General features: G+C 71.5%; 22 protein-coding genes. 17 read left to right on the top strand and 5 right to left on the bottom strand.

The features are described 5' to 3' along the window. Nucleotides 1–24 precede the first annotated feature (24 nt). On the top strand, nt 25–1,698 hold the full coding sequence (locus ACFY1P_RS25875) for a threonine/serine exporter family protein (RefSeq protein WP_390751998.1): 1,674 nt from the start codon (nt 25–27) through the stop codon (nt 1,696–1,698). An 89-nt stretch (nt 1,699–1,787) separates the two neighbouring features. Here the strand turns inward: ACFY1P_RS25875 and ACFY1P_RS25880 are convergent, their stop codons facing one another. Continuing rightward, the gene (locus ACFY1P_RS25880) at nt 1,788–2,285 is read right to left on the bottom strand and encodes an inorganic diphosphatase (protein WP_045933001.1); all 498 of its coding nucleotides are present in this window, start codon (nt 2,283–2,285) and stop codon (nt 1,788–1,790) included. A 144-nt stretch (nt 2,286–2,429) separates the two neighbouring features. Here ACFY1P_RS25880 and dacB point away from each other — a divergent pair, with 144 nt between their 5' ends. From dacB to folE, 6 genes are all read left to right on the top strand, one after another. Continuing rightward, on the top strand, nt 2,430–3,869 hold the full coding sequence (dacB, locus tag ACFY1P_RS25885) for a D-alanyl-D-alanine carboxypeptidase/D-alanyl-D-alanine-endopeptidase (RefSeq protein WP_390751999.1): 1,440 nt from the start codon (nt 2,430–2,432) through the stop codon (nt 3,867–3,869). A gap of 448 nt (nt 3,870–4,317) precedes the next feature. Beyond that, the gene (locus ACFY1P_RS25890; protein ID WP_361530417.1) at nt 4,318–5,451 is read left to right on the top strand and encodes a zinc-dependent metalloprotease; all 1,134 of its coding nucleotides are present in this window, start codon (nt 4,318–4,320) and stop codon (nt 5,449–5,451) included. A gap of 187 nt (nt 5,452–5,638) precedes the next feature. Next, on the top strand, nt 5,639–6,661 hold the full coding sequence (gene tilS / locus ACFY1P_RS25895; protein ID WP_361530420.1) for a tRNA lysidine(34) synthetase TilS: 1,023 nt from the start codon (nt 5,639–5,641) through the stop codon (nt 6,659–6,661). Nucleotides 6,662–6,765: 104 nt separating this feature from the next. After that, entirely contained in the window at nt 6,766–7,305 is a 540-nt protein-coding gene (hpt, locus tag ACFY1P_RS25900) for a hypoxanthine phosphoribosyltransferase (RefSeq protein ID WP_102918723.1), read from the top strand. Nucleotides 7,306–7,552: 247 nt separating this feature from the next. Continuing rightward, nucleotides 7,553–9,547, top strand: coding sequence for an ATP-dependent zinc metalloprotease FtsH (gene ftsH / locus ACFY1P_RS25905; protein WP_361530423.1), 1,995 nt, complete (start codon nt 7,553–7,555; stop codon nt 9,545–9,547). Nucleotides 9,548–9,691: 144 nt separating this feature from the next. Continuing rightward, nucleotides 9,692–10,300 (top strand): GTP cyclohydrolase I FolE, encoded by a 609-nt coding sequence (folE, locus tag ACFY1P_RS25910; RefSeq protein ID WP_361530426.1) that lies wholly within the window; start codon nt 9,692–9,694, stop codon nt 10,298–10,300. A 104-nt stretch (nt 10,301–10,404) separates the two neighbouring features. Here the strand turns inward: folE and ACFY1P_RS25915 are convergent, their stop codons facing one another. Then, the gene (locus ACFY1P_RS25915) at nt 10,405–11,514 is read right to left on the bottom strand and encodes an alpha/beta hydrolase-fold protein (RefSeq protein WP_361530429.1); all 1,110 of its coding nucleotides are present in this window, start codon (nt 11,512–11,514) and stop codon (nt 10,405–10,407) included. A gap of 168 nt (nt 11,515–11,682) precedes the next feature. Between ACFY1P_RS25915 and ACFY1P_RS25920 the strand changes: the two genes are divergently transcribed. The 6 genes from ACFY1P_RS25920 (at nt 11,683) to ACFY1P_RS25945 (ending at nt 16,956) form a co-directional block, all read left to right on the top strand. Next, nucleotides 11,683–13,533, top strand: coding sequence for a phosphatidylglycerol lysyltransferase domain-containing protein (locus ACFY1P_RS25920; protein ID WP_361530432.1), 1,851 nt, complete (start codon nt 11,683–11,685; stop codon nt 13,531–13,533). A gap of 154 nt (nt 13,534–13,687) precedes the next feature. Next, on the top strand, nt 13,688–14,617 hold the full coding sequence (gene folP / locus ACFY1P_RS25925; RefSeq protein ID WP_390752000.1) for a dihydropteroate synthase: 930 nt from the start codon (nt 13,688–13,690) through the stop codon (nt 14,615–14,617). Further along, on the top strand, nt 14,614–15,105 hold the full coding sequence (locus ACFY1P_RS25930; RefSeq protein WP_361534582.1) for a nuclear transport factor 2 family protein: 492 nt from the start codon (nt 14,614–14,616) through the stop codon (nt 15,103–15,105). The genes folP and ACFY1P_RS25930 overlap by 4 nt, the downstream gene beginning before the upstream one ends. Before the next feature lie 327 nt (nt 15,106–15,432). After that, nucleotides 15,433–15,792, top strand: coding sequence for a dihydroneopterin aldolase (gene folB / locus ACFY1P_RS25935; protein ID WP_301893438.1), 360 nt, complete (start codon nt 15,433–15,435; stop codon nt 15,790–15,792). After that, a complete protein-coding gene (gene folK / locus ACFY1P_RS25940; RefSeq protein WP_361534579.1) occupies nt 15,789–16,382 on the top strand; it encodes a 2-amino-4-hydroxy-6-hydroxymethyldihydropteridine diphosphokinase in 594 nt (197 codons plus the stop codon). Before folB ends, folK begins: the two co-directional genes overlap by 4 nt. 82 nt (nt 16,383–16,464) lie before the next feature. Then, on the top strand, nt 16,465–16,956 hold the full coding sequence (locus ACFY1P_RS25945; RefSeq protein WP_361534576.1) for a DUF3180 domain-containing protein: 492 nt from the start codon (nt 16,465–16,467) through the stop codon (nt 16,954–16,956). Nucleotides 16,957–17,095: 139 nt separating this feature from the next. Here the strand turns inward: ACFY1P_RS25945 and ACFY1P_RS25950 are convergent, their stop codons facing one another. Then, nucleotides 17,096–18,268, bottom strand: coding sequence for an ABC transporter ATP-binding protein (locus tag ACFY1P_RS25950; RefSeq protein ID WP_390752001.1), 1,173 nt, complete (start codon nt 18,266–18,268; stop codon nt 17,096–17,098). Between the two features lie 128 nt (nt 18,269–18,396). Between ACFY1P_RS25950 and ACFY1P_RS25955 the strand changes: the two genes are divergently transcribed. The 4 genes from ACFY1P_RS25955 (at nt 18,397) to ACFY1P_RS25970 (ending at nt 22,280) form a co-directional block, all read left to right on the top strand. Next, on the top strand, nt 18,397–19,125 hold the full coding sequence (locus tag ACFY1P_RS25955; protein ID WP_361534570.1) for an ABC transporter permease: 729 nt from the start codon (nt 18,397–18,399) through the stop codon (nt 19,123–19,125). Continuing rightward, entirely contained in the window at nt 19,125–19,871 is a 747-nt protein-coding gene (locus ACFY1P_RS25960) for an ABC transporter permease (protein ID WP_390752002.1), read from the top strand. Before ACFY1P_RS25955 ends, ACFY1P_RS25960 begins: the two co-directional genes overlap by 1 nt. A gap of 99 nt (nt 19,872–19,970) precedes the next feature. Continuing rightward, nucleotides 19,971–20,960, top strand: coding sequence for an ABC transporter substrate-binding protein (locus tag ACFY1P_RS25965; protein WP_390752003.1), 990 nt, complete (start codon nt 19,971–19,973; stop codon nt 20,958–20,960). A 174-nt stretch (nt 20,961–21,134) separates the two neighbouring features. Then, nucleotides 21,135–22,280 carry a hypothetical protein gene (locus tag ACFY1P_RS25970; protein WP_390752004.1) on the top strand — a complete coding sequence of 382 codons (1,146 nt, stop codon included), beginning with the start codon at nt 21,135–21,137 and terminating at the stop codon, nt 22,278–22,280. A gap of 133 nt (nt 22,281–22,413) precedes the next feature. Here the strand turns inward: ACFY1P_RS25970 and ACFY1P_RS25975 are convergent, their stop codons facing one another. Beyond that, entirely contained in the window at nt 22,414–23,565 is a 1,152-nt protein-coding gene (locus ACFY1P_RS25975; protein WP_361535195.1) for an NADH-quinone oxidoreductase subunit D, read from the bottom strand. A 12-nt stretch (nt 23,566–23,577) separates the two neighbouring features. Next, the gene (locus ACFY1P_RS25980; RefSeq protein ID WP_390752005.1) at nt 23,578–24,594 is read right to left on the bottom strand and encodes an SAM-dependent methyltransferase; all 1,017 of its coding nucleotides are present in this window, start codon (nt 24,592–24,594) and stop codon (nt 23,578–23,580) included. Nucleotides 24,595–24,625 lie beyond the last annotated feature (31 nt).

A 24,625-nucleotide genomic window follows, 5' to 3' on the forward strand; every position in this document is an offset into this window, starting at 1 on the left:
CGGCAGGAGGCGTACGAGGAGCGTGTGGTGGCTGATCGGCAGCGGGGTGGTGCGGACCCGGTCGAGGACCGGAAGCCGCAGTCCGACGAGGCGCGCAGCGCCTTCGCCCCACCCCCGGGCGTACCGCTGCCCGGTCCGCCCGAGGACGAGCACCCCACATCGGAATTCGCCGTTCCGGAGGGCGTGGCCCCGGAGCCGGAGAGCGAGCCCGAAGGCTCGGCCTTCACCCTCCCCGCGGGTGCCGTGAGCCCCAGCACCACCCAGGGCACGCCCTTCGCCGCCTTCACCCCGCCGTACGGCATACCCAAGGTCAGCCTCACCAAGGAGGCGCCCTGGCAGGACCGGATGCGCACGATGCTGCGCATGCCGGTCGGCGAGCGGCCCGTGCCCGAGCGCGCGGAGAAGCCCGACGAGCCCGGCCCGCCCGTACCCCGCGTGCTCGACCTCACCCTGCGCATCGGCGAGCTGCTGCTCGCGGGCGGCGAGGGCGCCGAGGACGTGGAAGCGGCGATGTTCGGCGTCGCGCACGCCTACGGCCTCGGGCGCTGCGAGCCCACCGTCACCTTCACCCTGCTGTCGGTCAGCTACCAGCCGTCCCTGATAGACGACCCCGTCACGGCCAGTCGCACCGTGCGCCGCCGCGGCACCGACTACAACCGGCTCTCCGCCGTCTTCCGGCTCGTCCACGAGATCACCTCGCGCGGGCTGACCCTGGAGGAGGCTTACCGCGGCCTCGCCGAGATCCGCCGCAACCGCCACCCCTACCCGGGCTGGGCGCTCACGGCCGCCTCCGGGCTGCTCGCCGGCGCGGCGAGCATGCTGGTGGGCGGCGGGGCCCTGGTCTTCCTGGCGGCGGCGGTGGGCGCGATGCTGGGCGACCGGCTGGCGTGGCTGGCGTCCGGGCGCGGGCTGCCGGAGTTCTATCAGTTCGTCGCCGCGGCCATGCCGCCCGCCGCGATGGGCGTGGCCCTCAGCGCCACCCACGCGCACGTACAGGCGTCGGCGGTCATCACGGGTGGGCTGTTCGCCCTCATCCCCGGACGGGCGCTCGTGGCGGGCGTACAGGACGGCCTGACGGGCTACTACATCACCGCCGCGGCCCGGCTGCTCGAAGTCGGCTATCTCATCGTCGGCATCGTCTGCGGCGTCCTGGTCGTCCTCTACGGCGGCGTGCACATCGGCGGCAGAACGCTGAACCCCGAGGCGGCGCTGGAGCACCAGGAGCGGCCGCTGATCCAGATCATCGCCGCGATGCTGCTGGCCTTCTCCTTCGCGGTGCTGCTCCAGCAGGAGCGGCACACCGTGCTGGCCGCCACCCTCAACGGCGGCGTGGCCTGGGTGATCTACGCGGCGCTCGCCGACACCGCCAAGATCGACCCGGTGCCCGCCACGGCCATCGCCGCCGGGCTCGTCGGCCTCTTCGGCCAGCTGCTGTCCCGCTACCGCTACGCGTCCGCCCTGCCGTACGTCACGGCGGCCATCGGGCCGCTGCTGCCGGGTAGCGCGACGTATTTCGCGCTGCTGAACTTCGCGAAGAACGAGATGAGCGCCGGCATCTCCAGCCTGACCAAGGCGGCGGCGCTGGCGCTGGCCATCGCCATCGGGGTGAACCTGGGCTCGGAGACGGCCCGCCTGTTCATCAAGGTCCCGGGAGCGGCGACGTCCCGCCGCGCGGCGAAGCGGACCCGCGGCTTCTAGGACGGCGGCCCCTGGAACGACGAACGCGCGGCCCCGGTGCCCTCAAGGCACTCGGGACCGCGCGTACGTCAGTCGAACGTCGGCACCACTCAGTGGTGCGAGCCGCCCGCGGCCTCCAGGCGCTTGTAGGACGCCTCGATCTCGGCCTCGGCCTCGGCGCGGCCGACCCAGTCGGCGCCCTCGACGGACTTGCCCGGCTCCAGGTCCTTGTAGACCTCGAAGAAGTGCTGGATCTCCAGGCGGTCGAACTCCGACACGTGGTGGATGTCGCGCAGGTGCTCGACGCGCGGGTCGTTCGCCGGGACGCACAGCAGCTTGTCGTCGCCGCCGGCCTCGTCCGTCATGCGGAACATGCCGATGGCGCGGCACTTGATGAGGCAGCCCGGGAAGGTGGGCTCGTCGAGGATGACGAGCGCGTCCAGCGGGTCGCCGTCCTCACCCAGGGTGTTCTCCACGAAGCCGTAGTCGGCCGGGTAGCTGGTCGAGGTGAAGAGTCGGCGGTCCAGACGGATGCGACCGGTCTCGTGGTCCACCTCGTACTTGTTACGCGAACCCTTCGGGATCTCGATGGTGACGTCGAACTCCACGGGTGGCTCCTCCATGATCAACACATACGTCCGATGATGCTGTGTCCTCCCGGGCGGGTGGCTACAGCGGGTGCCATGCTCGCGGCAAGGCGCAGTGATTAAGTGTCTCTCACGCAGGTGTGTGGTGGCGAAAGGGGCTGGTCCGTGGTGCGTGAGTGGTGGCGGAACAGCCCGCTGGAGCGGCGCGGGACCGTACGGCTCGTCGCGGTGTCGGCCCTGGCCGGCCTCGTCGCGGCGGCGGGCGCGGTGGGGGCCGCCGGGCCCTGGGAGGGCGGCCAGCGCAAGGCCGAGCTCGACCGCGCCGCCGCGGGCGCGGCCCACGCCGACGGCCGTCACGCCGGACCGCGGGTGCCCACCGCGCCGCCCGTCCTCGCCGCCCTCGGCGGCCGGGCCACCGCGCAGGAGCCCACCCGGGACGGCCTCGCCGCCGTCCTCGAACCGCTGCTGAAGGACGCGGCGCTCGGCACGGACCGTTCGGCGGCGGTCTACGACGCCGCCACCGGGCAGCAGCTCTACGGTTCCGCGCCCGACACCGCGTACACCCCCGCGTCGACGATCAAACCGGCCACCGCCGCGGCCGCGCTCGCCGCGCTCGGGCCCGACCACCGGATCGACACCACGGTCGTGGCGGGCGGCGACGGCATCGTGCTCGTGGGCGGCGGCGATCCCACGCTCACCGCCCACCCGGCCAAGGCGGCGGGACCGCAGCAGCCGGCGAGCCTCCAGGACCTCGCGGAGGCCACCGCGCGCAAGCTGAAGGAGCGCGGCACCGACCACACGAAGCTCGCGTACGACGCCTCGCTCTACTCCGGGCCGCCCCTGCACGTCATCGGCCCCAACGAGAACATCGCACCCGTCAGCGCCCTGATGACCGACGAGGGCCGCCTCGACGACTCTGACCACGGGCCCGCGGGCCGCTCCGCCGACCCGGCCGGCGACGCGGCCCGGAAGTTCGCGGAGCTGCTGGGCGAGCGGGGCGTCAAGGTCGACGGTGACGTGACCCAGGGCGCGGCCGGTGCGAAGGCGGAACGCCTCGCCGCCGTCTCCTCCCCGCCGCTGGCCGCGCTGGTCGAACGCGCCCTCACCAACAGCGACAACGACATCGCCGAGGCCCTCGCCCGGCAGACCGCCCTCGCCTCCGGGCAGCCCGCGAGCTTCGAGGGCGCGGCGAAGGCGGTCACCGAACGCCTCGACAAGCTCGGCCTCCAGGGTGCCCGCATCGCCGACGGCAGCGGCCTCGACCGCGCGGACCAGGTCTCGGCGGCCTTCCTTGCCCAGCTGCTCGTACGCGCCGCCGACCCCGCCCACCCCGAGCTGCGCCCGGTCCTGACGGGCCTGCCGGTCGCCGGTTTCACCGGCACGTTGAGCGGCCGGTACGCGGACGAGGAGACGGGCCGCGGCACGGTCCGCGCGAAGACGGGCACCCTGACCGGCGTGAACACCCTCGCCGGCACGGCGGTCTCGGCAGACGGCCGCCTCCTGACGTTCGCCTTCATGTCCTCCGGCACGAATGACGCCGACGCGGCGCAGCGGGTCCTGGACCGCATGGCGACGACGGTGGCGGGCTGCGGCTGCGGGGGGTGATGGCAGGGTGCTTTTCCTCAGCCCCGCCCCTTCCCGGCTGCATCTGATGTGCGGCTCCGCCGCGTGGGGGGCGCGTGCCCCAGACCCCGATGTGCGGGTCCGTTGCCTCCCCCAGCTACCTCCCCCAGACTCCGTCCGGGGGTGCCCCCAGAGGTGCCCCCAGCGGCGGGGGCGCCCTGCGGGCGCGTCCTCAAACGCCGGACGGGCTGGATGTGCGGACCGTGGTCCGTAGCCTGCGGCCCGCAGATGACGAGCCACGGTCCGTGAAATTCAGCCCGTCCGGCGTTTGAGGACACCGCGCGGAGCGCGGTCCGGGGGTCTGGGGGCTTGCCCCCCAGTTTCGGGAAGGGGCGGGTAGGGGAAAAAGCCCGCCGCAGGCGCAACCGCACAGGAACCCCACCGCAGGAACCCCTAACCGCCAGCCGTGCGCAGCACGTACGGTGAAGCCATGACGAGCATCGGTGGTGCGGAGATGGTCGACTGGAAGCTCGCGGTCGCGACCGCGACGAGGCTCGTGCGGCCGGGCCCGGAGATCGGCCGGGACGCGGCCCGCGAGGTAGTGGCGGAGCTGAGGCGGCACGCGAAGACCTCGGAGGAGCACGTCCGGGCGTTCACCCGGATGACCCCGCCGGCGCCGGAGGGCGAGGAGCACGACACCCCGGTGCTCATCGTGGACCGGGCGGGCTGGATCAAGGCGAACGTCGCCGGCTTCCGGGCCCTGCTCGGCCCGCTGCTGGAGAAGATGTCGGACCGCCGGGCCAACGTCCCCGGCGGCGCGGTGCTCGGCGCGGTCGGCGGCAAGGTGACCGGCGTGGAGCTGGGCATGCTCCTGTCGTTCCTGGCGTCGAGGGTGCTCGGGCAGTACGAGACGTTCGCGCCCGCCACCCGTGACCTGCCCGGCGCGGCAGGGGGCGGACGGCTGCTGCTGGTCGCGCCGAACATCGTCCACGTCGAGCGCGAACTGGACGTGGATCCGCACGACTTCCGGCTGTGGGTGTGCCTCCACGAGGAGACGCACCGCACGCAGTTCACGGGCGTGCCCTGGCTGCGCGACCACATCGAGGGCGAGATCCAGGCGTTCCTGGGCGAGACGGAGGTCGACCCGGCGACGCTGCTGGAGCGGGTGCGGGAGGCGGCGCAGTCGCTGGCGGGCGGGCGGCCGCCGCAGGACGAGGAAGAGGGCGGGCGCAGCATCGTCGACCTGGTCCAGACGCCCGCGCAGCGCGAGATCCTCGGCCGGCTGACGGCGGTGATGTCCTTGCTGGAGGGCCACGCGGATTATGTGATGGACGGCGTGGGCCCGTCCGTCGTGCCGTCGGTGACGGAGATCCGGGAGAAGTTCCAGCAGCGCCGCGCGACCGGCGCGGGGCGGCTGGACGCGGCACTGCGCAAGCTGCTGGGGCTGGACGCCAAGCTGCGGCAGTACCGTGATGGCGAGCGGTTCGTACGGGCGGTGGTCGACCAGGTCGGTATGGACGGATTCAACCGGGTCTGGACGTCCCCGAACACCCTCCCGACCAAGGCGGAGATCGCCAAACCGGCGGACTGGGTCGCGCGGGTGCACGGAAAGCCGGAATCCTGAAGCGGACGCTCCACCTCCGGGTAGAACGCTTCCGTAATCACCCGTCCGAGGGACCGTGAGCCAGGGGTGGGCGTGCGATGCTCGGGTAATGGCTCGCTTCTGTCACCATCGACGCACACAGCGTGACTGAGGCTCGAAGCTCGCGCAGCTCCGACCATCTCCATATGGAACGATTGGACACACGGACATGGGTCCACATCCCGCGGTCGCCGCGATACGCCTGGCGGTCCGCCGCGTACTTCACGACGTCCTCACCCCCACCACACCCGCATCCGTACCCCCCACCCCGGCCGACCGGCCCCCGCTCGTCCTGGTCGCCTGCTCCGGTGGCGCCGACTCCATGGCCCTGGCCTCCGCACTGGCCTTCGAGGCGCCCAGGCTCGGCATCAGGGCCGGGGGAGTCACCGTCGACCACGGTCTCCAGCACGGCTCCGACATCCGCGCCGCCGAGGTCGTCAGCCGGCTGACGGCCCTCCACCTCGACCCCGTCGAGGCCGTCACCGTGTCCGTCGGCAGGGAAGGCGGTCCGGAGGCCGCCGCCCGCGACGCCCGCTACGCCGCCCTGGACGCCGCCGCCGAGCGGCACGGAGCCGCCGCGATCCTGCTCGGCCACACCCGCGACGACCAGGCGGAGACCGTGCTCCTCGGGCTCGCCCGCGGCTCCGGCATCCGCTCGCTGTCCGGCATGGCCGTCGCGTCCGGCGTCGGCGGCCGCTACCGCAGGCCCTTCCTCGGACTGGACCGCCAGACGGCCCGCAAGGCGTGCATGGTCCAGTCGCTCCCCGTCTGGGACGACCCGCACAACGCCGACCCGGCCTACACCCGCTCCCGGGTCCGCCACGAAGCACTGCCCGTCCTGGAGAAGGCGCTCGGCAAGGGCGTGGTCGAGGCCCTCGCCCGCACCGCCCAGCTCTCGCGGGACGACGCCGACGCGCTCGACGGCTGGGCCGCCGCCGTCGAGCCCTCCGTGCGGGACGACAGCGGCGCCCTGGAGGCCGCGAAGCTGTTCGCCCTGCCCCCCGCCGTCCGCCGCCGGGTGCTGCGCCGCGCGGTCATCTCGGCGGGCGCACCGGCCGGTTCGCTCTTCGCCCGGCACATCGAGGAAGTCGACCGGCTGATCACCGGCTGGCGCGGTCAGGGGGCCATCAATCTGCCCGGGCGCGTCGCGGTCCGCAGGCAGGGTGGCAGACTGGTCCTTCGGCAGGGCTGATTCGAACGAGTGCGAACGAGCACGGCTCGCCTCGAAAAGGCCGGACGAGACAGAGCCGGACGAGCCTTCAACGAACGAGAGTGGCGCGGGTGGACGAGAAGGACATGGGCACCGACCTCAAGTCGGTGCTCATCACCAAGGAAGAGATCGACGCGAAGCTGGCGGAGCTGGCCGCGAAGATCGACGCGGAGTACGCGGGCAAGGACCTGCTCATCGTCGGTGTCCTCAAGGGCGCCGTGATGGTGATGGCGGACCTGGCGCGCGCGCTGTCCACCCCCCTCACGATGGACTGGATGGCCGTGTCGTCGTACGGCGCGGGCACCCAGTCCTCCGGCGTGGTCCGGATCCTCAAGGACCTCGACACCGACATCAAGGGCAAGGACGTCCTGATCGTCGAGGACATCATCGACTCCGGTCTGACGCTGTCCTGGCTGCTGTCGAACCTCGGCTCGCGGGAGCCCGCCTCGCTCAACGTCGTCACCCTCCTGCGCAAGCCGGAGGCGGCCAAGGTCGCCATCGACGTGAAGTGGGTCGGCTTCGACATCCCGAACGAGTTCGTCGTCGGTTACGGCCTCGACTTCGCCGAGAAGTACCGCAATCTGCCCTTCGTGGGCACGCTCGCGCCGCACGTCTACGGCGGCTAGGGCCCCGGCCCGGACGGGACCCTCTCGCGTGCGGGAACCGACTGGCGGTTTCCGCCGTTGGAGCATGGGAAGGCGGGTTGGTTGACCGCCTGCGGCGGCGTCGGGTGACAATGCTGGGGTACCGTCCGAAGGTCAGTCTTTTCAATCTTTTTCAAGGTCGAGCAGAACACCGTACGCACGCACCCCCTGACAGGGGCGGCCGTGCCTCACTGTGGCAGGAGGGACGGGGCGCTCGCGCCCCGTATGGATGGACGTGAAGCGCTACTTCCGTGGGCCGGTCATGTGGATCGTGCTGGCCGTCCTCGCCGTGGTCGTGTTGATGCAGGTCGTCGGCTCGTCCGGCGGCTACAAGTCGGTGGACACCAGCCAGGTCGTCAACGCGATCAACAAGGACCTGGTGAAATCGGCCGAGCTGACCACCGGCGACGAGAACAAGATCAAGGTCGAGCTCAAGGACGGCCAGAAGGTCAAGGGCAGCGGCAAGATCCAGGCGAACTACATCGGCGACCAGGGCGTCGACCTCGCCAAGACCTTGCAGGCCAAGGCCGACTCCAAGCAGATCTCCGACGGCTACAACATCTCGACGTCGAAGCAGAACCCCTTCATCGGGGTGCTGCTCTCGCTGCTGCCGTTCGTCCTGATCGTCGTGGTCTTCCTGTTCCTGATGAATCAGATGCAGGGCGGCGGCTCCCGAGTGATGAACTTCGGGAAGTCCAAGGCCAAGCTGATCACCAAGGACACCCCGAAGACGACCTTCGCCGACGTGGCCGGGTCGGACGAGGCGGTCGAGGAGCTCCACGAGATCAAGGAGTTCCTCCAGGAGCCGGCGAAGTTCCAGGCCGTCGGGGCCAAGATCCCCAAGGGTGTCCTGCTCTACGGCCCGCCCGGCACGGGCAAGACCCTGCTCGCGCGCGCCGTCGCCGGCGAGGCGGGCGTCCCCTTCTACTCGATCTCGGGCTCCGACTTCGTCGAGATGTTCGTGGGTGTCGGCGCCTCGCGCGTCCGTGACCTCTTCGAGCAGGCCAAGGCCAACGCCCCGGCCATCGTCTTCGTCGACGAGATCGACGCCGTCGGCCGGCACCGTGGCGCGGGCCTCGGCGGCGGTCACGACGAGCGCGAGCAGACCCTCAACCAGCTGCTCGTCGAGATGGACGGCTTCGACGTGAAGGGCGGCGTCATCCTGATCGCCGCCACGAACCGCCCGGACATCCTCGACCCGGCGCTGCTGCGCCCGGGCCGCTTCGACCGGCAGATCGCCGTCGACCGCCCGGACATGCAGGGCCGTCTGGAGATCCTCAAGGTTCACCAGAAGGGCAAGCCGGTCGCTCCGGACGTCGACCTCTCGGCCGTCGCCCGCCGCACCCCCGGCTTCACCGGTGCCGATCTCTCCAACGTGCTGAACGAGGCCGCCCTGCTGACGGCCCGCAGTGACAAGAAGCTGATCGACAACCACATGCTGGACGAGGCGATCGACCGTGTCGTGGCCGGACCGCAGAAGCGGACCCGGATCATGAGCGACAAGGAGAAGAAGATCACCGCCTACCACGAGGGCGGTCACGCCCTGGTCGCGGCGGCGTCCCCGAACTCCGACCCGGTGCACAAGATCACGATCCTGTCCCGCGGCCGCGCGCTCGGCTACACCATGGTCCTGCCCGACGAGGACAAGTACTCCACCACGCGCAACGAGATGCTCGACCAGCTGGCGTACATGCTGGGCGGCCGCGCTGCCGAGGAGCTCGTCTTCCACGACCCGACCACCGGTGCGGCCAACGACATCGAGAAGGCCACGGCCACGGCCCGCGCGATGGTCACGCAGTACGGCATGACCGAGCGGCTCGGTGCGATCAAGTTCGGCTCGGACAACAGCGAGCCGTTCCTGGGCCGTGAGATGTCGCACCAGCGCGACTACTCCGAAGAGGTCGCGGCCCTGGTCGACGAAGAGGTCAAGAAGCTCATCGAGACCGCGCACAACGAGGCGTGGGAGATCCTCGTCGAGAACCGCGACGTCCTCGACAACCTCGTTCTGGCCCTCCTGGAGAAGGAGACGCTGAACAAGGAGGAGATCGCCGAGGTCTTCAAGCACATCGTGAAGCGCCCGGCCCGCCCGGCGTGGACCGGCTCCTCGCGCCGTACGCCCTCCACCCGCCCGCCGGTGCTCTCCCCCAAGGAGCTCGCACCGAGCAATGGTGGCCAGCCCGTGGAGCAGGCCGAGCTCCCGGACGACACCCGCCCGGAGCTCTGAGCCGGGAAGAACAGCTGTACCCGGGCCCCTCACCAGGCCCGGAATGGATGCCGCGTCCCCCAGGTTATTAGCCTGGGAGGCGCGGCTTTCCGCATCGTGGCCGCCGTCGGCCTGAACGCACGCATGAGAGAACGAGGCAACTCCATGACCGACCCGGTGACGCTGGACGCCGAGAGCTCCATCGGCGCATTCGACGAGAAGCGGGCCGAGAACGCCGTCCGTGAGCTGCTGATCGCGGTGGGCGAGGACCCCGACCGCGAGGGGCTCCGCGAGACACCGGCGCGGGTGGCCCGTGCGTACAAGGAGATATTCGCCGGCCTGTGGCAGCAGCCGGAGTCGGTGCTGACCACGACCTTCGACCTCGGGCACGACGAGATGGTGCTCGTCCGCGACATCGAGGTCTACAGCACCTGTGAGCACCACCTGGTGCCGTTCCACGGTGTGGCGCACGTCGGCTACATCCCCGCGACCACCGGCAAGATCACGGGCCTGTCGAAGCTGGCCCGCCTGGTGGACGTCTACGCCCGCCGCCCGCAGGTCCAGGAGCGGCTCACCACCCAGATCGCGGACTCGCTGATGGAGATCCTGGAGCCGCGCGGCGCGATCGTGGTCGTCGAGTGCGAGCACATGTGCATGTCGATGCGGGGCATCCGCAAGCCCGGCGCCAAGACGCTGACCTCGGCCGTACGCGGCCAGCTGCGCGACCCCGCCACCCGTGCCGAGGCCATGAGCCTGATCATGGCCGCCCGCTGACGCGGGGACGCGGACCGTACACAGCGAAAACGCGGACCGCACAAAGCGAAGCCGCCCGCCACGACCGAGGTCGTGAGGGGCGGCTTCGCTGTATGCGGCGGGGATCAGGCGCTGAGGCGGCTGCCCATCCACTGGAGGGTGCCGGGGATCTCGCGGCGCCAGGTGTTGAAGTTGTGGCCGCCGGTGTCCAGGATCATCGAGGAGACGCGGGTGGGGTGCTTCTTGGCCGCGTCGATGAACTTCAGGGTGTCCTCGTAGTTGTGCTCACCCTGCTTGCTGCTGGTCACCAGGAGGGAGACGGGCGGCAGCGGCTTGTTCTTCAGGCGCCACATCAGGTCGTTCTCCTTCTCCAGCTGCTTGCTGCCGCCGAAGAGGGAACCGGTCGTGGCGTCCTGGGCGGCCTTGTAGTAGCCGGACAGGGCGGCGGCGGCGCCGTAGGAGTCGGGGTGACGCATGGCGAACTTCAGCGCGCAGTAGCCGCCGGTGGAGTCGCCGATCATGCCCCAGTTCGCGGCCTTGGTGCCGATGCGGTACTGCTCGGAGAGCCCCTTGCGCAGGTCCTTGGTGAAGAAGGTCTCGGTCTGCGGGCCGCCGGGTATGTCTATGCACTCGGTGTCACGGGGCGGGGCGACCGTCGGGCGCATCATCACCAGGATGGTGGGCTGCATCTTCTTCGCCTTGGCGAGCTTCTGCGCCTCCTGCGGGTAGTGCAGGCCCTTGATCAGGGCCTCGGCGGTGCCGGGGAAGCCGGTCAGGACGACCGAGGCGGGAAAGGTCTTGTTGGCGTACTGCGGCTGGAAGTACTCCGGCGGCAGGTAGACGTACGCCGGGCTCACGATCTTGGACTGGGACCCTTTGATGTTGACCTTCTCGACCTTGCCCGCGATCGAGGGCACCGAGCCGTGGCCCTTCACCTGCTGGATGCCGACGACCTCGACCGGCTTGCTGCCGGCGCTGTGGTCGACGACCACGCCCTGGCCCTTCTCCAGGCCGAAGAGGTCCGCCCACGAGGCGAAGAAGCCGAAGGACTGGTTCGCCCAGAGGCCGATCGCGGCGAACAGCGTCAGCTGAGTGGCGAGCATCATGCCGAACCGGCCCAGGACCGATCCGACGCTCTTCTTGCCCAGGCGGGGCCAGAGCCAAATGGTCAACGCGAAGAGCACTACCGCCGCCGCTATGGCAAGCAGCAGAACCGCCATGCTGGTGAGACCCATGAGGTGCTTTCTGCCGAGCGGCCCGCCGCGGGCCGCGGAATGGTTACTTCTTTCCGGGCTCGGCCCCCGGCGGAACCTCAACCCCGAAACCGTCGTCCTACAGGGCGCACATTGTCCGGGCGCTGCCGCCAGAAGGCGCAGGACCACTCGACAGGACGACGGGAAGAGATGTCTGTCAGGGTAGATGGCAAAAAGTCCGATGGGGTTCCCGAGGGAACCAAGCGACTGTCGGGGCTTGCGCGTATCGCCAAGGGGCCGCGGCCCGAGAGCGTGCCGACCGTGGTGGGATGGGTCGGCATCGTCATCGGCCTGCTCAACATCGTGGCCGGTGTCTTCCCTCGGGTCCGCTGGAGCAAATTCCACACCTGGGCCGAGGTCCTGCCCGGCACGGTGACCCAGCTCGCCGCGGCCGGCTCCATCGTCGTCGGCATCCTGATGCTGATGCTGGCCCACGGACTCAAGCGGGCCAAGCGGCGGGCCTGGATCGCCGCCGTGTGCGTCCTGCCGATCGGTGCGGCCGCCCAGCTGATCTACCGCCACTCGATCATCGGCACGATCTGCTCGCTGGCACTCTTCGCGTACCTGGTCTGGCACAAGCCCTCCTTCACGGCCCTGCCCGACCCGCGCAGCCGCTGGAAGGCGGTCGCGAACTTCATCATCATGGGTGGCGTCAGCTTCACCCTGGGCTGGATCATCGTCGGCTCGCAGTACAAGCACATGGTCGGCGACCCCTCCGTCGTCGAGCAGATCGAGCACGTGATCTGGGGCCTCTTCGGCTTCGAGGGCTCGATCCGCTACACCGACCACGTCGACTACACCGTCGGCTACTCCCTCGGCGCCCTCGGCCTGCTGACCGTCGCCTCCACCGCCTACCTCGCCTTCCGCCCGGCGTACCCGGCCGCGGTCCTCACCGAGGAGGACGAGGACCGGCTGCGCGAGCTGCTCGCCAAGCACGGCGCGCGCGACTCGCTCGGCCACTTCGCGCTGCGCCGCGACAAGAGCGTCGTGTTCTCCCCGTCGGGCAAGGCCGCCGTCTCCTACCGCGTCGTCTCCGGCGTGATGCTCGCCAGCGGTGACCCGATCGGTGACGTCGAGGCGTGGCCGGGCGCGATCGAGAAGTTCATGGAGCTCGCCAAGCGCCACTCCTGGACCCCGGCCGTCGCCGGCTGCAGCGAGACCGGTGGCGAGGTCTGGACCCGCGAGACCGGGCTGGACGCGCTGGAGATGGGCGACGAGGCCATCGTCGACGTCGCCGACTTCTCCCTCACCGGACGCGCCATGCGCAACGTCCGCCAGATGGTCAAGCGCATCGAGCGCAACGGCTACGAGACCAAGGTGCGCCGCGTCGGCGAGCTCAGCCCCGAGGAGCTGACCGCCGTCCAGCAGGCCGCCGAGGCATGGCGCGACACCGAGGACGAGCGCGGCTTCTCGATGGCCCTGGGCCGCATCGGCGACCCCAAGGACCTCGACGCCGTCATCGCCACGGCCCACAAGGCCCCCGAGGAGGGCGAGGCGCCCAGCCCCTTCGGCGACCTCAAGGCCATGCAGCACTTCGTGCCCTGGGGCCCGGACGGCCAGTCGCTGGAGCTCATGCGCCGCGACCGCAGCGCCGACCCCGGCATGAACGAGCTCCTCATCGTCGCCTTCCTCCAGGCCGCGCCCGACCTGAAGATCAAGCGCCTGTCGCTGAACTTCGCGTTCTTCCGCTCCGCCCTGGAGCGCGGCGGGAAGCTCGGAGCCGGGCCGGTCGTGCGCGTCCAGCGCGCGGTGCTGGTCTTCCTCTCGCGCTGGTTCCAGATCGAGTCGCTGTACAAGTTCAACGAGAAGTTCCGCCCCCGCTGGGAGCCCCGCTTCATCGTCTTCCCGAACAACCGCGACCTGCCGCGCATCGGCTTCGCGATGATGCAGGCGGAGGGCTTCCTGGAGCTGCCGCGCCTGCTGCGCCGCCGCCCGGCGGAGCCCAAGGAGTTCATGGACGACGAGAAGGTCTCGGCCGCGGAGGTCACGCGCGCCGCGTGACCGTACGGCAAAGGCCCGGGGCCCCGTCCGGCAGCGAAGAGCTGCCGGGCGGGGCCCCTGCCGTACGCGGCGGCGGTGCCGCGCCCGGCGGCGACGCGCAGCGCGGCGAACGGGCAGGCGGCGCGGCCTTCACCGCACGCCCTAGGCTGGTGGCATGAGTGCGTTGCGTGGTCGATTCGGGCCGGTCGGTCTGCCGGAGTGGGACCGCTGTGCGGTGATGGGCGTGGTCAACGTCACGCCCGATTCGTTCTCCGACGGCGGCCGTTGGTTCGACACCGAAGGGGCGGTCAAGCGGGGTCTGGACCTGGCCGCACAGGGGGCCGACCTGGTCGACGTGGGCGGTGAGTCGACCCGCCCGGGCGCGGCCCGGGTGGACGAGCGCGAGGAGCTGCGCCGGGTGGTCCCGGTGGTCCGCGGGCTGGCGGCCGAGGGGGTGGTGGTCTCCGTGGACACCATGCGCGCCTCGGTCGCGGAGGCGGCCGTCGAGGCGGGCGCGGTCCTGGTCAACGACGTGAGCGGCGGCCTGGCGGACCCGGCGATGGTGCCGGTGGTGGCCACCGCCGGGGTGCCGTTCGTGGTGATGCACTGGCGCGGCTTCAGCGAGGACATGAACAGCCGGGCGGTCTACGGCGACGTGGTCGGCGAGGTGCTCGGCGAGCTGCGGCAGCGGCTGGACGCCGTGGTCGCCGCGGGGGTGGCCCCGGAGCGGCTGGTGGTCGACCCCGGTCTGGGCTTCGCGAAGACCGCGGACCACGACCTGGCGCTGGTCGCCCAGCTGGCCAGGCTCCGCCGGGAGCTGGGGCTGCCGATGCTGGTGGCCGCCTCCCGGAAGCGCTTCCTCGGCCGGGTGCTGGCCGGCGACGAGGGCGGCAGCCCGCCCCCGGCGCGCGAGCGGGACGCGGCGACGGCCGCGGTGTCGACGATCGCCGCGCGCGAGGGCGCGTGGGCGGTGCGGGTGCACGAGGTACGGGCCAGCGCCGACGCGGTGCGGGTGGTGCGCGCCGTGGACCAGGCGGCGGAGACGGCAGGGGTGGCGATGGTGGCGGACGCGGCGGGCGCCCCGGGCGCCGAGGGGGCCGAGTGAGCACGGCCCGTACGGACAGCGAGCGGGTCGAGCTGGCGAACACCGCGCTGTACGAGGCGGTGGAGCGCGGGGACACGGTGGCCATGGGGCAGCTGTGGCTGGACGAGGCCGGGACCGAGGTCTCCTGCGTGCACCCGGGCTGGCCGGTGCTGCGCGGGCGGAGCGAGGTGCTCCGTTCGTATGCGCTGATCATGGCGAGCACCGACTACATCCAGTTCTTCCTGACGGACGTCGAGGTCGCGGTGGCCGGTGACACGGCGCTGGTGACCTGCACCGAGAACATCCTCAGCGGTGGCCCGGCGGAGACGGAGGGCGAGCTGGGGCCGCTGGTGGGCCAGCTGGTCGTGGCGACCAACACCTTCCGCCGGGTGGGTGACGAGTGGAAGGTGTGGTCCCACCACGGCTCGCCGGTGCTCGCGGGGCGGGAGGACGAGGACGAGGAAGGCCCGGAGGACAGGGAGGGCACGAACGGCCCGGAAGGGGCGTGACGGCCGGCCGGGCGTCAGCACGGGCGTGCGCCGAGCCACCCGTTCAGGGCGCCCGGCGGTCGGGTAGGGGTGAGGCACGGTGCCGGGGGTAAGCGCGGCGCGACCGGTCGGCGGCATCCTGATTCCCTGTCCGTAAAGTTCTTTGGCATCCGTAAACATCCGTACATGTCGTCGCATTTCGGCAGCGCACCGCCACGTCCGGGTGCGAGCGCTGTCGGTGCTCGCAGGTAGATTCGAAGTGGGTACCCCGGCCGACGGGGGGACGGGCGACGTGCCGGCGGGTCCGGCGCGCACTCGCCATACCGACGACCAGCAGGAGTGATTCGTGTGGATCGTGTCGCGCTGCGCGGCCTGAAGGCCCGCGGGCACCACGGGGTTTTCCCCCGGGAACGCGAGGAGGGTCAGACCTTCATCGTGGACCTGGTGCTGAGTCTGGACACCCGGCCCGCCGCGGCCACCGATGACCTCGCGAAGACCGTGCATTACGGCGTGGTGGCGGAGGAGGTCGTCGACGTCGTCCAGGGCGAACCCGTCGATCTGATCGAGACCCTGGCCGAGCGGATCGCCCAGGTGTGTCTGAAGCACGAAGCGGTGCGGGAGGTGGAGGTCGTGGTGCACAAGCCCGACGCCCCCATCACCGTGCCTTTTGACGATGTGACGATCACTATTACGCGGAGCCGAGTATGAGCAGCAGCGACCCGACCGTGCAGCCGGTGCCCGCCTCCGTGGTGGAGCAGGTGGACGCCGCAGACGTGACCTTGAGCAATCCCAAGCGGGCCGTGATCTCGCTGGGCAGCAATCTCGGCAACCGCCTGGAGACCCTCCAGGGCGCGATCGACGCGCTGGAGGACACGCCCGGCCTGCGGGTCAAAGCGGTCTCCCCGGTCTACGAGACGGAGCCGTGGGGCGTCGAGCCGGGCACCCAGCCCGCGTATTTCAACGCCGTCGTCCTGGTGCGGACCACGCTGCCGCCGGACTCCCTGCTGGAGCGCGGGCACGCGATCGAGGAAGCCTTCGAGCGGGTGCGGGACGAGCGCTGGGGCCCGCGGACGCTCGACGTCGACATCGTCAGCTATCAGGACGTCCTCTCCGACGACCCGGTCCTCACGCTGCCGCACCCGCGCGTCCACGAGCGCGCCTTCGTGCTGGCGCCGTGGCACGACGTGGATCCTGAGGCCGTGGTCCCGGGGCGCGGCGCGGTCGTCGAGCTGCTGGCCCAGGTCGGGCTCGAAGGGGTCGCCCCCCGGGTCGACCTGGAACTCCGGCTGCCCGAATAGGCGCCCGGCGAGGTACGTACGAGATGAGGGGCGAGGTCGCGGTGCGGTCCGCTCCGCGATCTGCTCACGGAGGAGCTGACCGGTGAAGCAACTGCGGGTCAGGGTGCTGGCCGGGCTGTTCGTCGTGGCCGGGGTGGTGTCCTGGGCGGGTGCCCGGCTGTGGGACGCCTACGGCACACTGCCGAGCGTGCCCGTGGCGGCCCCCATCGTGCTGGCCGTCATCGCCGTCGTGCTGGCCGCGACGGCGTTCTCGCTGCGCGCCCGGCTGCGGGCGCAGCGCGAGCGGCGCCCCGGCGCGAAGGGCGTCGACCCCCTGGTGGCCGCCCGCGCGGTGGTCTTCGGCCAGGCGAGCGCGCTGGTGGCGGCTCTGGTCGGAGGGATGTACGGCGGTGTGGGCGCGTTCCTGCTGCTGGCCGGCCTGGACAACAACCCGGCCCGCCGCGACCAGACGATCTACGCCGGGGCGTCGGTCCTCGCCGCCGTCTGCGTCATAGTGGCGGCGTTCTTCCTGGAGCGGGTCTGCAAGCTGCCGGAGGACGACGACGAGGAGGGCCCAGGGGCGGCTCGGGCTTAGCTGTTCGCCTGCGGCGGGCTTGTTCCCCACCCCGCCCCTTCCCGAAGTGGGGCTTCGCCCCAGACCCCGAAGCACGCTTCGCGCGCTGTCCTCAATCGCCGGACGGGCTGATTTCAGACCGTCCGGCGATTGACAAGGGCTACGCGTCCGCCACCGTCTCCACCGACACCTCCGCGCGCGCAGCGCCCAGCGCGTCCGCCGCCGTCGACCGCCGCAGGGCCTCGTGCAGGCGGGCCGGGGTCAGGACGCCCACGAAGCGGTCCGCCTGCTCGCCGTCGAGGACGGCGATCCAGCCCGCGTCGTGCTGGAGCATCGTGCTGAACGCCTGCTTGAGCGACGCCCCCACCGGCAGCCACGCGTCCATGCGGCGGGAGTGGCCGCGGACCTTGCCGCTCTCGGCCGCGCCGGACAGCGCCTCCGCCGATACCCAGCCGTGCAGCCCGTCCGCGTGATCCAGGACCACCGCCCAGCGCGCCCCCTCCGCCGCCAGCCGGGCCGCCGCTTCGCCCACCGGGTCGTCGAGGTGGACGACCGGCGGCTGTTCGAGGTCACCGGACTCGATGGGGGTGACGGACAGCCGCTTCAGGCCCCGGTCGGCGCCGACGAAGTCGGCCACGTACGGCGTCGCGGGCGCGCCGAGGACGGCCGCCGGCGGGTCGAACTGTTCGATGCGTCCGTTGCCGTAGACGGCGATGCGGTCGCCGAGCCGGACCGCCTCCTCTATGTCGTGGGTGACGAAGAGGACCGTCTTGCGCACCTGCGACTGGAGTCGCAGGAACTCGGTCTGGAGGTGCTCGCGGACCACCGGGTCGACCGCGCCGAAGGGTTCGTCCATCAGCAGGACGGGCGGGTCGGCGGCCAGCGCGCGGGCCACGCCGACGCGCTGGCGTTGTCCGCCGGAGAGCTGCTCGGGATAGCGGTCGCCGTAGACGGACGGGTCGAGCCCGACGAGGTCGAGCAGCTCGGCGGCGCGGGCGCGGGCCTTCTTGCGCTGCCAGCCGAGCAGGTGCGGGACCGTCGCGGTGTTGTCGAGCACGGTCTTGTGCGGGAAGAGGCCGACCTGCTGGATGACGTAGCCGATCCGGCGGCGCAGCTCGACGGGGTCGACCTTCGCGATGTCCTCCCCGTCGAGGAGGATCCGGCCACCGGTCGGCTCGATCAGCCGGTTGACCATCTTCATGGTGGTGGTCTTGCCGCAGCCGGACGGTCCGACAAGCGTGACCAGCTCGCCCTCCGCCACCTCGAAGGACAGGTCGTCCACGGCGGTGGTGCCATCGGCGTAGCGCTTGGTGACATGCTCGAAGCGGATCATGGTTCCCCATTCTGGCCGTACTCGCTCCCGACATTGTTGCCGTTGTGTGCCGCCGGACTCGAATGTCAGTGCCCGGGGTTAGGGTCGCCAGTAACCGACGGTCAAGGCCCAGGGGGAGGTGAGAGCGTATGGCGGGGCAGAACTGCCTGGTCTCCAACGAGTGGATCTGCGGCGAGTATCTGCGGACGCGCGGCCACGAGCTGACGGACGCCACGCTCCAGCACATCGGGATCACACTGGCTTCGGTCGCCATCGGCGTGCTCGTCGCCTTTCCGCTCGCGCTGCTGGCCCGCCGGTGGCGGGCCGCGGCGGGCCCGGTGCTCGGCCTGACCACCGTGCTCTACACGGTGCCCTCGCTGGCCATGTTCTCGCTGCTGGTGCCCGTCTTCGGGCTGTCGGTGTCGGTCGTGGTCACCGGGCTCGTGCTCTATTCGCTGACGGTCCTCGTGCGGAACATCCTGGCCGGGCTGGCCTCGGTGCCCGAGGAGGCCCGCGAGGCGGCGCGCGGCATGGGCTACGGCCCGCTGCGCCTGCTCTTCGCGGTGGAGCTCCCGCTGGCGCTGCCCGCCCTGATGGCGGGCCTGCGGATCGCCACGGTCTCCACCGTCTCGCTCACCACGGTGGGCGCCATCATCGGCTACGGCGGCCTGGGCAACCTCATCTACGAGGGCATGCACAGCTACTTCAAGGCGCAGGTGCTCACCGCCTCGGTGCTGTGCGTGGTGCTCGCGATCGTGGCGGACCTCCTGCTGCTGCTCGTGCAGCGGCTGCTGACGCCGTGGACGCGGGCGGGCGGGAAGGCGAAGCGCCGCGGCAGGGGCGCGCGCGGGCGGCTGAGCGCCGAGGAGGCTGTGTGATGGGCGTCATCGACCGCACCTGGACGTGGCTGGCCACCGGCTCGCACTGGTCCGGCACCGACGGCGTGTGGCACCGGCTGGGCGAGCACCTGTTCCTGACGCTCGTCTGCCTGGCGATCTCCTGCGCCATCGCGCTGCCCGTCGCCGTGGTGCTCGGGCACGTGGGCCGCGGCGGTGCCCTCGCGGTGAACATCTCCAACGCGGGGCGCGCCGTGCCGACGTTCGCGGTGCTGGTGCTGTTGCTGCTCAGCCCGCTGGGTACGCATGGTTCATGGCCGACCGTCATCGCGCTGGTGCTGTTCGCGATCCCGCCGCTGCTCACCAACGCCTACGTCGGGATGCGCGAGGTGGACCGGGACGTGGTCGAGGCCGCGCGGGGCATGGGCATGACCGGCCGTCAGCTGATCGGCCGGGTGGAGCTGCCGCTCGCCTTCCCGCTGATAGCGACCGGGGTACGGACCGCGGCGGTCCAGGTCGTGGCCACGACCACGCTCGCCGCGCTGCCCGGCGGCGGTGGCCTCGGCCGGATCATCACGGCGGGCTTCCGGCTCACGGACACCGCCCAAGTGGTGTCCGGGGCGCTGCTGGTGGCCCTGCTCGCGCTGCTGGTCGAAGGATTGCTGGTGGTCCTGGAGCGGCTGCTGGACCCGGTGCGCCGCCGCGTGAAGCGCACGGCCGGCCGTGCGCCGGGCGGCGACGGACCGGCGGCGCCCGCCGAGGCCGTTCCCGCGGGCGGCGCCGTGTGAGACCCGAGCTCCGTCCGTCCTCGCGCGGCCGCGGAGATGACGACCGATCAAGGGGCGTCCGGGTGCGCCGGACGCCGACCGACATGGATGGAGTTCCCCATGAGCAGGACCCCGCGTCGAGCGCGGACCACGCGCGCGCTGCTGGCGGCGGCGGGCGTCGCCACCCTGACGGCCGGCCTCGCCGCGTGCGGCGGCGACAGCCTGGAGAAGTCCGGCGGACAGGACGCGTCCGGGCGTCCCGGCGAGGGTTCGCTGGTCATCGGATCGGCCTCGTTCACCGAGTCCAAGGTGCTCGCCGAGATATACGCGGGCCTGCTGAAGGACGCCGGCTATTCGACGACGATCAAGACCGTCGACGCCCGCGAGCTCTATGAACCGGAGCTGGAGAACGGCAAGATCGACATCGTCCCGGAGTATGCCGCGACGCTCGCCGAATTCCTGAACAAGAAGCAGAACGGCAAGGACGCTCCGACGGTCGCCTCGGCCGATGCCGACGCCACGGTGAAGGCGCTCCGTAAACTCGCCGGACCGCGCGGCCTCAAGGTGCTGGACGCGGGCCGGGCCGTCGACCAGAACGCCTTCGCGGTGACCAAGGACTTCGCGGCGAAACACCAGCTCAAGACGCTTTCCGACCTGGGTGCGGCAAAGGAGAGGGTCAAGCTCGCGGCGGGCGACGAATGCCCCCAGCGGCCCTTCTGCCAGCCCGGTCTGGAGAAGACGTACGGCATCGGCATCACCGGCATCGACCCGCTGGAGGTCGGCAGCACGCAGGCCAAGCAGGCGGTCAAGTCCGGCAAGGACCAGATGATGCTGACCACCACCACGGACGCCACGCTCGAACAGTTCGGACTCGTTCTGCTGGAGGACGACAAGAAGCTTCAGAACTCCGACAACGTGTTGCCCGTCGTGAATGCGAAGAAGGCCGGCTCGCAGAAGATCGCCGATGCTCTCGGCAAGCTCAACAGGGTGCTGACCACGGCCGATCTCACCGAACTCAACAAGAAGGTCGACGCGCAGCGGCTCAAGCCCGCGGATGTGGCGGCGCGCTACCTCAAGGACAATGGGTTGCTGACGAAGGAGAAGCAGTAGGAGAGAAGTAAGATCAAGGGAAGAGTTTGGTGGTGGAGTCACACTCCTGAGGCGACGCACGGTAAGTTTCAGGCCATGCCACGAGGACGCCACCGCCATTCACCGCCCCTGCACAGGCTTCTTCCCCCGGCGACGGTCGCCGCGACATCGGTCGCCGCTGCCGCCGGTGCTTGGGTGGTAGGTGAAACGGTCGTCATCCGGGGCCTCGCCGCGGCCGCTGCCGCCGCCGCGGTGGTCGGTGCCGTGCTGATGCGCCGTTGGGACCGCGCCGCCGGGAAGCGGGTCGCCCAGCTCAACGCCGCCCGGGTGCGCGACGAGTGGAAGACCGACGAGCGCATCGCCGAGCTCGAGACGGAGCTGGATGAGGCCCGTGCGGGCCGCGCCAAGGCGGAGACCAAGCTGCGCGGCAAACGCGCCGAGATCGCCCGGCTCCGTACCGAACACGCCGACCTGCTGCGCCGCTACGCCGCGGCCGAGACCGGGCGCGCCAGCGCGCTGGAGGGCCGCCGCCAGGCCCAGGGCAGCGCGCCCCGGAGCGCGAAGGCGCTGGAGTCCGCCGCGGCTTCGGCCGGTACGGCGGGGTCCGCCGTCGCCGCGTCCGCGTATCGCAAGGCCGCCGAGGCACTGCGCGACCTGGAGCGGAACGGGGCGATCCAGCGGGACGCGGAAGCCACGGCCACGGAATCCGGCCAGGACGCGCCCCCGGCGCTGACGGACGTCGTGCCGCCGAGCGGGCTGCGGGCCCCCGGCACCGGCGAGACCCTGAGCGCCGCGGACGCGGCGCGTGCCGCCAAGCGGCGTACGGGCGCGAAGGCCGCCGAGGAGACCGGGACCGCTCGCGACACCGAGGGCGCCCAGGACCTTCAGGCCGCGAAGGCGGCGAAGGACGCGAAGACTCAGACGGCTCCGGTGGCTCCGGAGGCCGCAGAGGGCGCGACGGCTCCGGTGGCTCCGAGGGCTTCGAATGCCGGTGAGGAAGCCGAGGACCGCGCCGCCGACGCGACCGATGAGGCTCCCGCGGAGAAGCGCATGCCCCCCGCGGCCCGGCCCGCCTCCGCCGTCGTGCCGCAGCAGCACCCCGCCCGGCGCCCCGCGCCGCGCACGCAGGGCGGCTTCGACTTCTTCGGCACCCAGCGGACGCCGTCCGCCGCGCGGCCCGTCGAGGAGACCGACCTCGCGGACGTCGTCGGCGAGGAGGCGCTCGCCGAGGCCGAGGCGGCGGAGCAGGGCGACGACTCCAAAGGGGACGTCATCGACCTGACCGCGCACGACGAGACCGAGCAGATAGACGTCGTGGAGCTGCGCAGCGCCATTTCGTGACGGGCGCCGCGAAAACGCGTGACCCCCGGTGGCAGGGCCACCGGGGGTCACGCGTTTTCGTACTGCTGCTTGCCGACGTCGCCTGCTTGTCGATGCCGTCTGCTTGTCGATGCCGTCTACTTGTCGGTGCCGTCTACTTGTCGATGTCGCCGACGACGAAGAACAGCGAACCCAGGATCGCCACCATGTCGGCCACCAGCGTGCCCGGCAGCAGCTCGGTCAGCGCCTGGATGTTGTTGAAGGACGCCGACCGCAGCTTGAGCCGGTACGGCGTCTTCTCGCCCTTGGAGACCAGGTAGTAGCCGTTGAGGCCGAGCGGGTTCTCCGTCCAGGCGTAGGTCGCGCCCTCCGGTGCCTTGAGGACCTTGGGCAGCCGCTGGTTGATCGGTCCGGGCGCCAGCTGCGCGATCCGGTCCAGGCACGCCTCCGCCAGCTCCAGGGAGTTGTGCGTCTGCTCCAGCAGGCACTCGAAGCGGGCCAGGCAGTCGCCGTCCTCGCGCGTGACCACCTTCAGGGTGTCACGCAGCTCGCCGTACGCGAGATACGGCTCGTCGCGGCGCAGGTCGAAGTCCACGCCGGAGGCACGGGCGATCGGCCCGCTGACGCCGTACGCGTGCACCGCCTCGCGGGAGAGCACGCCGACGCCGCGCGTGCGCCCGCGGAAGATCTCGTTGCCGAGCACGAGCCGGTCGTAGACGTCCATCCGCGAGCGGACGTCGGCCACCGCGTGCCGGGCGCGGGCGAGCCAGCCCGCGGGCAGGTCCTCCTTGAGGCCGCCGACGCGGTTGAACATGTAGTGCATCCGGCCGCCGGAGACCTCCTCCATCACCGTCTGGAGCTGCTCGCGCTCGTGGAAGGCGTGGAAGACGGGCGTGATCCCGCCCAGTTCGAGGGGATACGAGCCGAGGAACATCAGGTGGTTGAGGACCCGGTTCAGCTCGGCGAGCAGCGTGCGCGTCCACACGGCGCGCTCGGGGACCTCCATGCCCAGCATCCGCTCCACCGCGAGCACGACCCCGAGCTCGTTGGAGAAGGCCGACAGCCAGTCGTGGCGGTTGGCGAGCATGATGATCTGCCGGTAGTCGCGCGCCTCGAACAGCTTCTCCGCGCCCCGGTGCATATAGCCGACGACCGGCTCGGCGTGCTGGATCCGCTCCCCGTCCAGGACGAGCCGCAGCCGCAGCACACCGTGGGTGGACGGGTGCTGCGGCCCGATGTTGAGCACCATGTCGGTGCTCTCCGCCGCGCCGCCGATGCCGACAGTCGTCTCAGTGGTAGGGGCCATGGGAGTAGTTTGTCAGCCTTCCCCGTCCGGGTGGTCTCCGGCGGCCTCCAGCAGCCCCGCGCACGCGTCGCCGACCGGCTGCACCAGCCAGCCGAAGCCGCCCAGCCCGGCCGGCGCCAGCAGCTCCGCCGCCTCGCCGGCCGCGCCCAGCGCCCGTACGTAGCCGGCCGGGTCGGACGACGCGAGCGACAGCGGGGGACGGCCGCCGTCGACGCCGAGGGCGCGCAGGGCCTCGCGCTGGGTCAGCAGCGAACTCCCGGGGCCCGCGCACGCGTCCAGGGCGACGTGCGCGGTGATGTCGCACGAGCCGTCCGGCACCGGCCGCACCTCGCGCCCCTCCCGGAAGCCGGCCAGTGTCCCGAACGGCGGCCGGGCGGCGCGCTGGTGCGCGTAGTCCACGGCGACCGCCAGCCCGGAGCGCAGGCTGCCCACCGCCCGCGCCCAGGCGGCGTCGCGCGGCAGGCCGATCTCGGCCCGGCTGCCGGGCGGCGCGCCGTCGAGCGGCCACCAGCGGGCGAGCCAGTCGGCTTCGGCGCCGGTCACCGGCTCGCCGAGGAGCTCCTCGCCGTCCTGCTGGACGAGCACCTGGCGCGCGATGCCCTCCGCGTCCGTCTCGGCGACGTCGACCGGCACGTTGTCCAGCCATTCATTGGCGAAAAGCAGCCCGTCCACGCCCTCGGGGAGTTCACCCAGCCAGGTGACGCGCTCGTCGAGCCCCGAAGGGCGCTCGGCGCGCTCCACGGCGTACGGGCGCAGTCGCGCGCCCAGCTCGGGCGCGGTGCGCGCGAGCACCGCGGTGAGCAGCTCGCCCCGGCCCGCACCGACGTCCGTGAACGCCAGCTCCGCCGGGTGCCCCAGCGCCTCGTCGACGCGCCGCAGCAGTTCCGCAACCGCCCCGGCGAAGAGTGGCGAGGCGTGCACCGAGGTACGGAAGTGCCCGGCGGGGCCCTCGGGGCGCAGGTAGAAGCCGCTCGGGCCGTAGAGGGCGGCCTCGGTGGCGGCCCGCCACGTTGTTGTTCCGCTTGCCATACGCACACGCTATGCGCCCTTGGTCAGCGCA

Origin of the sequence: Streptomyces sp. NPDC001407, assembly GCF_042895325.1 — a bacterium.
In the GTDB taxonomy this organism is placed as follows: Bacteria; Actinomycetota; Actinomycetes; order Streptomycetales; family Streptomycetaceae; genus Streptomyces.